Origin of the sequence: Burkholderia sp. Bp8992 (assembly GCF_003853705.1) — a bacterium.
GTDB lineage: Bacteria > Pseudomonadota > Gammaproteobacteria > Burkholderiales > Burkholderiaceae > Burkholderia.
This window is the reverse complement of sequence record NZ_QTQI01000034.1, coordinates 1-13716: the sequence shown is the minus strand read 5'-3', so window position 1 is coordinate 13716 and position 13716 is coordinate 1. Positions and strand designations below refer to the sequence as shown.

The window sequence follows — 13716 nt, the reverse complement described above, 5'->3', positions numbered from 1 at the left end:
CGCGCCTATTCGTCGCGCAGCGCCTCGGCCGGCCGCACCCGCGCGGCGCGCCAGCTCGGGTATAGCGTCGCGACGCACGACATCAGGAATGCGGCCGCGGCGATCTCGATCACGTCGACCGCCGCGAGCTTCGACGGCAGCGAGCTGAGGAAGTACACGGACGGCGTCAGGAAGCGGATGCCGAGCAACTGTTCGATCGCCGGCAGCACCCACGGGATGCTCACCGCGATCGCGCAGCCGAAGGCGACGCCCGCAAGCGTGCCGGCAAGGCCGATCGTCATCCCCTGGATCGCGAAGATCTTCATGATCGACTGCGGCGGCGCGCCGAGCGTGCGCAGGATCGCGATGTCGCCCTGCTTCTGCGTGACGGTCATCACGAGCGACGACACGAGGTTGAATGCGGCGACCGCGACGATCAGCATCAGGATCAGCGACAGCATCCGCTTCTGCAGCCGCTCGGCTTCGAACCACGTACGGTTCTGCCGCGTCCAGTCGCGGATATACAGGTTGCCGGACAGCGTGCGCGACAGCGCCAGCGCGATCTCCGGCGCGCGCTGCAGATCGTCGATGCGCAGCCGGATGCCGGTCGGCGCCGGCACGTTGGACAGCTTCTGCGCATCGCGGATGTGGATGTACGCGAGCGCGCTGTCGTACTGGTAGTGGCCCGACTCGAACGTGCCGACCACGTTGAACTGGCGAAACTGCGGCAGCGCGTCGCCGAGGCGCGCGGTGTTGCCGGGCGCGAAGAACGTGATGCGGTCGCCGATCTTCACGTGCAGCGCATCGGCGAGCGCGGCGCCGAGCACGATGCCCATCTCGCCGGGCACGAGCGCGTCGAGGCGGCCGGTCTTCAGCTTGCGCGCGATCTCGGATACGCGCGGCTCGAGCACCGGATCGATGCCGCGCAGCGCGACGCCCGTCACGCTGCCCGCGTTCGTCAGCAGCGCCTGCGCGTCGACATAGGGCGCGACGGCGCGCACCGCCGGGTTCTGCAGCGATTCGTGCGCGGTCAGCCGCCAGTCGGGCATCGAGCCCGACGGTGAGAAGATTTCCACGTGCGCGAGCACCGACAGCATCCGGTCGCGCACCTCGGTGCGAAAGCCGTTCATCACCGACAGCACGACGATCAGCGCGGCCACGCCGAGCGCGATGCCGGCCATCGCGGCGCCGGCGATGAACGATACGAAGCCGTCGCCGGCCGAGCGCCGGCCGCCGCGCGCGTAGCGCAGCCCGATCTGCCATTCGAACGGGAGTTTCAAGCGGTTTCCTTTCATTTCGATTCGATCCTGCCGAGCCGCGCATTCTAGCGAACGCGGCGCGACCGTGGGCAGAGGTTGCGCCGCGGCCCGAAATCCGCCCGACCGGCCGGTCGTCGGGCGGCGTTGCGCGCCGGCACACCGATATTTCCATCGTTTCGGGTCTGATCGATAATGGCGGCCAGCATCCGGTCGAACATACCAAGCAATACGGCGCAACCGGGCCGCGCCGTCACAGACCCATAACAATTCGGGGAAGGTTGCCGCATCGGCAGCATGTCCTTGACAAGGAAATAACAAGATGGATTTGCTGCGCTTCCTGCTGCTCCTGCCGATTCGTGTCGCAGGCTTCGTCTGGTGGCTGCTCGGCTGCGCGCTGCGGCCGCTGGTCGGCGACGTGTCGTGGACGGCGCCCGCGTGGATGGGCGTCACCGCCGCGGCCGTGCGCCGCCGTCCGTGGCATGCGGGCGGCCTCGTGCTGCTCGCGGCCGCGCTCGGCTACGGCGGCTATTGGTTCAAGCACCGCCCGAAGCCGCCCGAGCCCGAAACCGTCAGCTTCACCGTGAAGGCGCCGGCGATCACGACCTACGAGGTCGACGACACCGACAAGCCGAAGATCACCGTGCATCCGCTCGAAGTGGCGTTCGCGCAATCGGCCGCGCCGATCGAGCGGGTCGGCAAGCCCGCTGGTGACGGGATCGAGATGACCCCGGCGCTGAAAGGCGCGTGGGAGTGGGCCGACGACAAGACGCTGCGCTTCACGCCGGCGGCCGACTGGCCGGTCGGCGCGCACGTCGAGGTGCGTTTCGCGGTGCACCGCGTGTTCGCGCCGCAGGTGGTCATGCGCGACGATCGTTTCGCGTTCGACCTGCCGGCGTTCGCCGCAACATTCGGCAACAACGAGTTCTACCAGAACCCCGACAATCCGGCGGAGAAGCAGGCGCTGCTGCAGTTGCGTTTCAACTACCCGGTCGATCCGGCCGAATTCGAGAAGCGCATCGGCCTCGTGCTGGTCGGCCGCGACGGCAAGGCCACGTCGCCGCTGCGCTACACGGTCAACTACGACAAGATGAAGACGAGCGCGTGGGTCTACTCGCAGCCGCTCGAGATCCCGCGCGATCCGCTGTCGGTGCGGCTCGACGTCGACAAGGGCGTGAAGAGCGCGCGCGGCGGCAACGGCACGCCGGACGTGCTGCATGCATCGGTCGGTGTGCCGGGGCTCTACAGTTTGTCGATCGGCAACGTCGCGCCGACGCTCGTCGACAACGAGCGCTACGAACCCGAGCAGGTGCTCGTGGCCGAAACGTCCGACGGCGTGCGCAGTGCCGATCTCGCCGCACGCGCGAAGGCGTGGGTGCTGCCGAAGCGCAAGCCCGGTGTCGACCAGTCGGACGACGATCCGCCCTACGAATGGAACGTGGCCGACATCAGCGACGCGGTGCTGAAGCAGTCGAAGCCGCTGCCGCTCGAAGCGGTGCCCACCGAGAACGATTTCGCGACGCTGCAGAGTTTCAAGTACCACGCGACGCCGGGCGACCGCGTCGTCGTCCGGTTCGAGGGCGACCTGAAATCGGCCGGCGGCTACCTGCTCGGCAAGCCCGTGACGAGCGCATTCACGGTGCCCGACTATCCGAAGCTGCTGCGCTTCATGGCCGACGGCTCGCTGCTGTCGATGAGCGGCAGCAAGCGGCTGTCGGTCGTGTCGCGCAACCTGCCGGGGATGAAGGTCGAGATCGGCCGCGTGCTGCCCGACCAGATCCAGCATCTCGTGAGCTTCAACAACGGCACGTACGCGCGGCCCGAGCTGTCCTATTCGTTCAGCGAGGACCATATCGTCGAGCGCTTCGTGCAGACGCGCGCGTTCCCGGCCGGCGAGCCCGGCCGTGCGCATTACGAAGGCATCGATCTCGGCCAGTACCTGAAGGGCGGCAAGCGCGGCGTGTTCCTGCTGCACCTGTCGAAGTACGATCCGGCGGCCGAGAAGAAGAAAGCCGACGATGCGAAGGATGGCGATGCATCGTCCGGCGACGGCAGCCAGGATGCGTCCGACAACGCCGATTCGGGCGACAGCAGCGGTAACGGCGACGACAGCGACAACGCACTCGGCGATACGCGCCTGATCGTCGTGACCGATCTCGGGATGCTGGTCAAGAAGTCGCTGGATGGCAGCCAGGACGTGTTCATCCAGTCGATCCGTACCGGCAAGCCGGTTGCGGGCGCAACGGTATCGGTGCTTGCGGTGAACGGGCAGGCGCTGTTCACGCAGACCACGAGCGCCGACGGCGTCGTGCATTTCCCCGCGTTCAAGGGGCTCGACCGCGAGAAGCGGCCGCAGCTGTACGTCGTGAAGAAGGACACCGACCTGTCGTTCCTGCCGGTGGCCGGCCGCGACCGCCAGCTCGACTTCTCGCGCTTCGACGTCGACGGCGAGCGCAATGCGACGGGCCAGGGTCAGCTGTCCGCGTACCTGTTCTCGGATCGCGGCCTGTACCGGCCCGGCGATCCGTTCCACATCGGCCTGATCGTGCGCGCGGCCAGCTGGGCGCGCAGCCCGGCCGGCGTGCCGCTGCAGGCGGAGATCGTCGACCCGCGCGGCATCACCGTCGAGCGCAAGCCAGTGACCGTCGACGCGACGGGCTTCACCGAGCTCGGCTACACGACCGCCGAAACGGCGCCGACCGGCACGTGGACGGTCAACCTGTATATCGTGAAGGACGGCCAGCCGGGCGCCGAGCCGATCGGCAGCACGACCGTGCAGGTGAAGGAGTTCCTGCCCGACCGGATGAAGGTCGACGCGAAGCTGTCGCAGCAGGTCGTCGAAGGGTGGGTGAAGCCGAAGGGGCTGAAGGGCCTCGTCGATGCGCAGAACCTGTTCGGCACGCCGGCCGAGAAACGCCGCGTCGCGGCGACGCTGACGCTGCGCCCCGTGTGGCCGTCGTTCCGCAGCTGGCAGGGCTATCACTTCTTCGATGCACGCCGCGCGAAGGAGGGCTACACGACGACGCTGCAGGACGGCACGACCGACGACAAGGGCCATGCCGAATTCGACCTCGATCTCGACAAGTACGCGGACGCGACCTACCAGCTGTACTTCCAGGCGAAGGCGTACGAAGCGGAAGGCGGCCGCAACGTCGCCGCGAACGCGCAGACGCTCGTGTCGAACAACGACTGGCTCGTCGGCTACAAGTCGGTCGACGACCTCGGCTACGTGAAGCGTGCCAGCCCGCGCACGGTGCGGCTCGTCGCGATCGACCCGGGCGCGAAGGCGATCGACGTGAAGGACCTGCGCGCGCAGCTCGTCGAGGAACGCTACGTGTCGGTGCTGACCAAGCAGGACTCCGGCGCGTACAAATACGATTCGCGGCTGAAGGAAGTGCCGGTCGACGAGAAGCCGCTGTCGATTCCGGCGGCCGGGCTCGACTTCGCGCTGCGCACCGACAAGCCGGGCAGCTATGCGCTCGTGATCCGCCGCGCGGACGGTACCGCGGTGAACCGGATCGAGTATTCGGTCACGGGCGCCGCGAACGTCACGCGCTCGCTCGACCGCAACGCCGAGCTGCAGGTGAGCCTCGCGAAGCACGACTTCAGGCCGGGCGAGCAGGTGGAAATCGCGATCCGCGCGCCCTACGCGGGCAGCGGCCTGATCACGATCGAGCGCGACAAGGTGTATGCGCACGCATGGTTCCATGCGGATACGACGAGCTCGATCCAGCACATCACGGTGCCGGCCGGTTTCGAAGGCAACGGCTACATCAACGTGCAGACCATCCGCGATCCGTCGTCGGACGAGATCTTCATGAGCCCGCTGAGCTACGGCGTCGTGCCGTTCTCGGTGAACCTCGACGCGCGCCGCAACGCGGTGAGCGTCGATGCGCCGGCGCTCGTGAAGCCGGGCGACACCGTCAACTTCACCGTGCATTCGGCGAAGCCCGCGAAGGTCGTCGTGTTCGCGGTCGACGAGGGCATCCTGCAGGTCGCGCGCTACAAGCTCGGCGATCCGCTGAAGTTCTTCTTCCGCAAGCGGATGCTCGAAGTCGGCACGTCGCAGATCCTCGACCTGATCCTGCCGGACTTCGAGAAGCTGATGGCGATGGCCGCGCCCGGCGGCGACGCCGACGACGCGATCGGCCGCCAGCTGAATCCGTTCAAGCGCAAGCGCGACAAGCCGGTCGTCTACTGGTCGGGGATCGTCGACGTGAACGGCGACACGCGCCTGAGCTACACGGTGCCCGACTACTTCAACGGGAAACTGCGCGTAATGGCCGTGTCGGTGTCGCCGGACCTGGTCGGCACGTTCGAAGGCGCGACGACGGTGCGCGGCGATTTCGTGCTGTCGCCGAACGTGCCGACGACGCTGGCGCCGGGCGACGAGGCCGATGTCAGCGTCGGCGTGGCGAACAACCTGACGGGCGTCGGCAACCAGCCGGTGCCGGTCGCGGTCACGCTGAAGACCGGCCCGCAGCTGCAGGTGATCGGGCCGGCGACGCAGAACGTCGTGCTCGCGCCGCAGCATGAAGGCGTCGCGCTGTTCCGCGTGAAGGCGACCGATATGCTCGGCTCGGGCGCGCTGTCGTTTGGTGCGCGCTACGGCGCGAAGGGCGCGCAGCAGCGCGTCGACGTGTCGGTGCGGCCGGCCGCGGCGTTCCGCACGCAGCTCGACATCGCGCGCGTCGATCCGGGCAAGAAGGCCAGCGTGCCGAACCTGCGGTCGATGTACGACGCGTACGCGTCGCGCGACGCGAGCATCTCGACCGCGCCGCTCGTGCTGTCCGAGGGGCTGTCGTCGTATCTCGTCAACTTCGACCACTATTGCAGCGAGCAGATGGTGAGCGCGGTCGTGCCGCGCATGTTCGCGGCGAAGTGGCTGTCGGTGCGCGCGCTGACCAGCGCGATGCACGCGCCCGAAGCCGGCACCGATGCGGCGAACGCGAGCGCGATCGCGCAGTTCCTCGGCGTGCTGCGCAGCCGGCAGAACGCGCAGGGCGGGTTCGGGGTGTGGAGCGCGACGCCCGATGCCGATCCGTTCGTGTCCGCGTATTCGATGCACGTGCTGCTCGATGCACGCGATCGTGGCGTTGCGGTGCCGAGGGACATGCTCGACGCGGGCAATGCGTATCTGCAGAAGCTCGCCGCGAACGACTCGCTCGGCTCGCTGGACCTGCTGCGGCAGCGCGCGTACGCGGTGTACCTGCTGACGCGCCAGGGCAACGTGACGACCAACAGCCTCGCGGCCGTGCAGAAGCGACTGCAGGATGCCTATCCGAAAGACTGGAAGAGCGATCTCGCGGCTGCGTGGCTCGCCGCGTCGTATCAACTGCTGAAGCAGGACAAGGAGGCCGCCGCGCTGATCGCGGGCCCGCAGGCGTTGCTCGAACGCAAGCGCGCGTCCGACGGCGATGACGTGACGGGCTATTACATCGACCCGCTGACGCGCGACGCGAGCGTGCTGTACCTGCTCGCGAAGCACTTCCCGGAACGCGTGAGCAAGCTGTCGCCGCGCGCAATGGACAACCTCGCCGCGCCGCTCGTCGATAACCGCTACAACACGCTGTCGTCGGCGATGACGATCCTCGCGCTCGACGCATATGCGGCGTCGAATGCGGGCCAGCTCGACCAGCTCGCGATCGACGAGGTGCGTGCGGGTGCCGGCGCGAAGGACGTGTCGTCGATCCACGCGAATCTCGTGCGCTCGGGCACGTGGGCGGCCGGCGCGTCGCGCGTCGACTTCGTGAACGGCAGCACGTTGCCCGCGTGGTGGGTCGCGAGCCAGTCGGGCTACGACCGCGGCACGTCGACGAAGGCGATCAGGAACGGGCTGGAGGTCGTGCGCGACTACACCGATACGAACGGCAAGCCGCTCGACAAGATCACGCTCGGCCAGGAGATCGACGTGCACCTGAAGATCCGCGCGACGGGCTCGGCGAACGTCGGCAACGTCGCGATCGTCGACCTGCTGCCGGGCGGCTTCGACCCGGTGATCGCGCCGCCGCCCGTGACCGACGCACAGGACGGTGACGGCAACGGCGGCGCGCCGGCGCCGGTGGCCGATGCGCCGTGGCGTTCGCCGATCGGCGTGACGGGTTCGACGTGGCAGCCGCAGTTCGCGGACGTGCGCGAGGATCGCGTGGTGATCTACGGCACCGCGACGACCGACGTGCGCGAATTCGTCTACCGGATCAAGGCGAGCAACGCGGGCCGCTTCATTGCGCCGCCCGCGTACGGCGAGTCGATGTACGACCGCCGCGTGCAGGCGCAGGCGCCGGGCGGCATGGCGCTGACGGTGGAGCGCGTGCGATGACGAGGCTGCCGCAGCGGCGTTGCCGGTCACGTCGAAAGCGGGGAGCACGCGCGCGTGGCTGAAGCATCCAGGCTCCGGCGCGCGCTGCATGGCACCGGCCGCTGGCTGCATCGCTGGCAGAACTGGCTCGTCGGCGTGCTGCTCGTGTTCGGTGCGCTGGCGGCGTGCCGGCTGTGGCCGCATCCGCCGCTGCGCGACTGGAAGCCGTCGTCGGTTGCGGTGACGGACGCGCAGGGCCGGTTGCTGCGCCTGACGCTCGCGAAGGACGACCGCTACCGGCTGTGGGTGCCGCTCGACCGGATGTCGCCGCAGCTCGTCGAGGCCGTGATGCTGCACGAGGACCGCTGGTTCTGGTGGCATCCGGGCTTCAACCCGTACGGGCTTGCACGCGGCGCGTGGATCACGTACGTGCGCGGCGGCAATCCGCAGGGCGGGTCGACGCTGACGATGCAGCTCGCGCGCTCGCTGTGGAAGCTGAACACGCGCACGCCGGCCGGCAAGCTCGCGCAGGTCGCGCGCGCGATGCAGCTCGAACTCTTCTACTCGAAGCGGCAGATCCTCGAAGCCTATCTGAACGACGCACCGTACGGCCGCAACGTGGAAGGCGCGGGTACCGCGAGCGTCGTCTATTTCGACCGGATGCCCGATGCGCTGACGCTGCCCGAGGCGCTCGCGCTCGCGGTGATTCCGCAGGACCCGGCGCGGCGCGTGCGTGGCGGGCAGGACGAGATCAACCGTGCGCTGGCCGTGTCGCGCAACCGGCTGTATGCGCGCTGGCTGACGAAGCATCCGGGCGATGCGACGCTGAAGCCGCTGTTCGCGTTGCCGCTCGCGATGCGACCGCTGTCCGCGCTGCCGTTCGACGCACCGCATGCGGTCGGCCAGGCGCTCGCCGCGCGCAGTGCGTGGCGCACGACGTCGGGCGGCGCCGCGGAAGACGGCGGCGAAGGCGCGCGGCTCGTCACGACACTCGACCTCGACCTGCAGCGCACGCTGGAGCGGCAGATCGCACGCTATGTCGCGCGCAACGACACGCGCGGCGTGCGCAACGCAGCGGCCATTCTCGTCGATACGCGCGACATGGGCGTGAAGGCGCTGGTCGGCTCCGCGAACTTCTTCGACCGTTCGATCGACGGGCAGGTGAACGGCACGCTCGCGCGGCGCTCGCCGGGCTCGACGCTCAAGCCGTTCATCTATGCGCTCGGCTTCGACCAGGGCGTGCTGCATCCGCAGACGGTGCTGCGCGATGTGCCGATTTCATTCGGCCCGTATGCACCGGAGAATTTCGACGGCCACTTCCTCGGGCCGATCACCGCGACCGACGCGCTGAACCGCAGCCGCAACGTGCCGGCCGTGTGGGTCGCGTCGCAGATCAAGTCGCCCGACCTGTACCAGTTCCTGCAGGAAGCCGGCGTGCGCCGCCTGGCGAGCGCGCAGCATTACGGGCTCGCACTCGTGCTCGGCGGCGGCGAGGTGACGATGCAGGATCTCGCGGCGCTGTACGCGATGCTCGCGAATCGCGGCGAGTTCCGGCCGCTGCGGCTGCGCGCGGACGAGCCGGCGCCGCCCGGCCGGCGCCTGCTCAGCGCCGACGCGAGCTACATGACGATGGACATGCTGCGCCAGCACCTGCGCCCCGACGAGACGAGCGGCGCGCAGCCGTCCAGCGTGCCGGTGTACTGGAAGACCGGCACGTCATGGTCGTTCCGCGATGCATGGACGGCTGGCGTGTTCGGCCCGTACGTGCTGGTCGTGTGGGTCGGCAATTTCGACAATTCGACGAATACGGCCTTCGTCGGCGTCGATGCGGCCGCGCCGCTGTTCTTCCAGGTCGTCGATGCGATAAACGCCGAGCGCACGCTCGTCGAGCCGCCGCGCGCGGTGCCGCCGCGGCTGAAGCGTGTGCGGATCTGTCTCGCGAGCGGCGATCTGCCGAACGAGTGGTGTCCGCAACAGGGCTGGACGTGGTTCATCCCGGGTACGTCGCCGATTCGCGTGAGCACTGTGCACCGGCCGGTCGTGATCGACGACGCGACGGGAAAGGCCGCATGCCCGCCGTACGACGGCAAGCGCACGCATACGGAGATCTTCGAGTTCTGGCCGTCGGATCTGCAGCAGGTGTTCGCGCAGGCCGGCATTCCGCGCCGGCGGCCGCCGCAGAATGCGGACTGTCGCGATGCCGGGCAGGTCGAAGGCGATCCGCCGCGCATCACGTCGCCGCTGCGCGGCAGCACGTATGCGATGCGCGTGAAGAGTACGGAGGAGACGCGCATCGCGTTCAACGCGACGGCCGATGCGAGCGCGCATGCGCTGTACTGGTTCGTCAACGATGCGTATGTCGGCCGCAGTACGCCGGGCGACGCGTTGTTCTGGCAGCCGCGGACGGCCGGCAACTATACGGTGCGGGTGGTCGATGACCACGGGCGCGGCGATCAGCGGCCGTTGGGGGTGGGGCTGGAGCAGTAGGCGCGGCCCGCCCCCGCCGGTTCAGACGCTGTAGCCGATCCGCAGGACACCCCATGGCCGTCCGCCGACGACGATCGGCGCGGACACGTCCTTCATCAGCACGAACTGGCCGTTGCCCATGTCGCGGCGATAGGTCTGCAGCAGGAACGGCTTGTTATGCGCCACGGACATGCGCGCCGTCCGGTCCGTGTAGATCCGGCGGTTCCGGCAGTTCGCCGCGTTCCAGGCGGCGTCCGCGCGCTGGGGCAGCGAGAACTTGCGGTTGTGAGTCGGCAGGTAGCACTGCCGGTCGAAGCTCGCGCAATAGACGACGCGTGCGTCGACGTCGAGCACCGGCTCCTGGACGGCCGGCAGCACGCGATCGGTGAATGCCGTGAAGCGCGTCATGAACTGCTGCGGGTCGGTGCCGGGAATCGGTTCGTAGTGCGTGTCGAACAGCGCGTCGAGTGCGATATCGCCACGGCCGACCGCGTCCTCGAAGAGTTTGCTGATCGCGGCGGCCGTGTTCCGCGCGGTGTCGATCAGGCGCGTGTCGGGCGATTCGATGCCGGTTGCAGCGGTGAGTTCGATCAGCGTCTCGGAGACGGTCAGCAGATTGCCGAGCCGGTCCTTGGCCTGCGAGAAATTGTCGGCCGAGTTCTCGACGCCGGACGCCATTTCGCCCACCTGCTCGTCGAGACGGTGGCACTGCGCCTCGATCTCGTCCGTCAGCGACGCGATCTGTTCGGCCTCGCCGGCCAGCTCGGTGATCGCGTGGCCGGTCGCGTGCACGACCTCGCCGATCGTGCGCGTGCCCTCGCGCACGCGATGCGCGCGCGCGGCGTTGTCGGTGCCTTCCGCGAGCAGGTGTTCGGTCTGCTCGGCGAGCCGCGCGAGGGTCGTCTCGATCTGGGCCGTCGCCTGCCCGGTCTTCGCGGACAGGTTCTTGACCTCGGCCGCGACGACCGCGAAGCTGCGGCCCGACTCGCCGGCGCGCGCGGCCTCGATCGCGGCGTTCAGCGCGAGCAGGTGGGTCTGGCGGGCGATGACGGAGATTTCTTCGGACACGGCCCGCACGTGACCGAGCGCATCGCGCAGCGCGCCCATCTGGTCGCTGATCGTGGTGACGCCCTCGACGAGGCCGTGAATGTCGGCGAGCGAAGCCTCGATCGTCTGCTGCGACTGCCGCACGGCATTCGACGCGTTGGCGCTGACGTCGCGCACCTGCTGCGCGGCCTCGGCGATCCGGTGGTTGCCGCGCAGCGTGAGGGCGGCCGATTCGCGCAGCGTGTGGCAGACCTCGGCCTGCCGGGCGACGCGGGCCGCGACTTCCTCGACGTGGCCCGACACGTCGCAGATCTCGATGCCGAGCCTGCCGGCCTGCTCGGCGATATCGCCGACGAGCGCGCGAGACGAACGGCGGCCGCGGCCGATTCCGAAGAAGTTCACGTTGGTGGGTCTCCTTGAGATCATGCGCGCCGCGTTCCCGGCGGATGTTGGGCGTGCCTTCCCGACTTGACGGCCGCGCGGCCGCGGACTTGAGGTCGGGTAAACATCGAGATCGGCATGCCGGGCGGCCTGACCGGCACCGGGCAAGGCGCGTTTGCGCCACGTTTCCGTGGCGGCCGCGCCGCGATGCGGAGCCGGACGGGCGGCGCGCGGCGGCCGCCCGTGCACAGGCGCTGCGTCAGAACACGTGATGGATGCCGGCGTTGACGCCGACCGTCGTGCCCGGCAACCCGTACAGCGCGCCGCCCGTGATGCCGAGGCCCGTATTCATCGCACCGTGGTTGTTGACGACGCCGACCTGCGCATACAGGCCCGTTCGCTTCGACAGGCTGTAGTCGGCGCCGATCGCGGCAAGCAGCGAATGATTGTGCGAATCGTTGCGGTCGGTCGTGTACCACGCGCCGGTGTTCAGATCGAGCGCCGGCGTGACGCGATAGTCGAGGCCTGCGCTGTACACGTTGTTGCTGAACGAGCCGGCGACCTTGTAGCTCGTGAACGACGCCTTGCCGGTGACGGGCCCGAACGTATAGGCGGTACCAATCGTGCGGCCGACGAACGCGACGGTGCTCGGAACCGGTGTCGGCGTCGTGCCGCCGTTGCCGTCGTAGAGTGCCGCATTGAGCATGAAACCGCCGTTCGTATAGGTGACGCTGCCGGAATACTGGCGTCCCGCCTGGAAGTCGCCGGCTTTCCCGCCGAATCCGAACATCGCGCTCGCCGTCAGCCCGGCGATCGTCGGGCTGGTGTACGAAATCGCGTTCGGGTTGAAGAGCCCCGTGACGAGCACGTTGTCGACATACGGAACCAGTGCCGCGCCGAAATGCGAGACGTTGCGCGGATCCGATCCGAGTATCGCCAGCACGAACGGCGAGAACTGCAGGCCGACCTTCGTTTCGCCGAATCCGCCGTCGAACCCGACCCACGCCTGGCGGCCGAAGAAGTTGCCGTTCGAATGGCCGAACGCGCCGTCCGTGATGTTGAAGCCGCTTTCCAGCTTGAATCTCGCGTGCAGCCCGCCGCCGAGATCCTCGGTGCCCGTGATGCCGAAGTTGGTCGGCGTCATGCCCGTGTCGGTCAGCGCGAACTGGCGTCCGGCGTTGCCGCCGGTCGCCGCATCGAGCGATCGGCTCGTATAGAGCAACGCGGCATCGAGGTCGCCGTACAGCGTGACGCTGCTCTGCGCGAAACTGCTCGTGCTTGCCGCCGCGCCGAGCAGCGCCGCGCAAATGGTCCATGTCCTGCTCTTCATCGTCTGTCTCCGTTTTTTGAGTGTTGTAATACGTACGACTAATTAAAACTTCGATGGCGGAGTCGATGCTGGCCGCCTGCATGCCGTGCCGTCGGGGAACGCACGGCGCTGCTTGTCGTCGGCGCGAAGGCGGCCGCGAGCCCGGCGTGGGAAGCGGGCAGGCGGCCGTGCTTCGGTGCCGCGGTGAAGCGATGCGCCCGCCGTGGCGGGCGGTGTTACATCGAGCGGTTCAACTGTTCGAGGATGGCCGGATTCTCGAGCGTGGACGTATCCTGCGTGATCGCCTCGCCCTTCGCGAGCGAGCGCAAGAGACGCCGCATGATCTTGCCCGAGCGCGTCTTCGGCAGGTTGTCGCCGAAGCGGATGTCCTTCGGCTTCGCGATCGGCCCGATCTGCTTGCCGACCCAGTCGCGCAGCGTCTTCGCGAGCGCCGCCGCTTCGTCGCCTTCCGGGCGCGAACGCTTCAGCACCACGAACGCCACGACCGCCTCGCCCGTCGTGTCGTCCGGACGGCCGACCACCGCCGCTTCCGCCACCAGTTCATGCGACACCAGTGCCGATTCGATCTCCATCGTGCCGAGCCGGTGGCCCGACACGTTCAGCACGTCGTCGATCCGGCCCATGATCGTGAAGTAGCCGGTCTCCTTGTCGCGCACGGTGCCGTCGCCGGCCAGATAGAGCGTGCCGCCGAGTTCTTCCGGGTAATAACTCTTCTTGAAGCGCTCCGGGTCGCCCCAGATCGTGCGGATCATCGCCGGCCACGGGCGCTTGACGACGAGAATCCCGCCTTGCCCGTTCGGCACGTCCTGGCCCGTCTCGTCGACGACGGCCGCCATGATGCCCGGCAGCGGCAGCGTGCACGAACCCGGCACGGTCGGCGTCGCGCCCGGCAGCGGCGTGATCATGTGGCCGCCGGTTTCGGTCTGCCACCACGTATCGACGATCGGGCAGCGCTCCTG

General features: G+C 68.5%; 6 protein-coding genes. 2 read left to right on the top strand and 4 right to left on the bottom strand.

The window, feature by feature from the left end; translation table 11 throughout:
• Nucleotides 1-5: 5 nt before the first annotated feature.
• Complete coding sequence (locus tag DIE03_RS33480) at nucleotides 6-1274, bottom strand: lipoprotein-releasing ABC transporter permease subunit (protein ID WP_124456431.1); 1269 nt, start codon at nucleotides 1272-1274, stop codon at nucleotides 6-8.
• Between the two features lie 283 nt (nucleotides 1275-1557).
• On the opposite strand from DIE03_RS33480, the gene DIE03_RS33475 reads away from it, so the two are divergent.
• Nucleotides 1558-7554: an MG2 domain-containing protein gene (locus DIE03_RS33475; RefSeq protein WP_124456430.1), complete on the top strand. Its 5997-nt coding sequence runs from the start codon at nucleotides 1558-1560 to the stop codon at nucleotides 7552-7554.
• Nucleotides 7555-7608: 54 nt separating this feature from the next.
• Complete coding sequence (gene pbpC / locus DIE03_RS33470) at nucleotides 7609-10020, top strand: penicillin-binding protein 1C (RefSeq protein ID WP_124456429.1); 2412 nt, start codon at nucleotides 7609-7611, stop codon at nucleotides 10018-10020.
• Between the two features lie 21 nt (nucleotides 10021-10041).
• Here the strand turns inward: pbpC and DIE03_RS33465 are convergent, their stop codons facing one another.
• The 3 genes from DIE03_RS33465 to DIE03_RS33455 all read right to left on the bottom strand — a co-directional run.
• A complete protein-coding gene (locus DIE03_RS33465) occupies nucleotides 10042-11448 on the bottom strand; it encodes a methyl-accepting chemotaxis protein (protein WP_124456428.1) in 1407 nt (468 codons plus the stop codon).
• Between the two features lie 238 nt (nucleotides 11449-11686).
• Complete coding sequence (locus DIE03_RS33460) at nucleotides 11687-12757, bottom strand: porin (RefSeq protein WP_124456427.1); 1071 nt, start codon at nucleotides 12755-12757, stop codon at nucleotides 11687-11689.
• A gap of 215 nt (nucleotides 12758-12972) precedes the next feature.
• Nucleotides 12973-13716 (bottom strand): AMP-binding enzyme (locus tag DIE03_RS33455; RefSeq protein WP_148092911.1); only part of this gene is annotated, 744 nt, incomplete at its 5' end.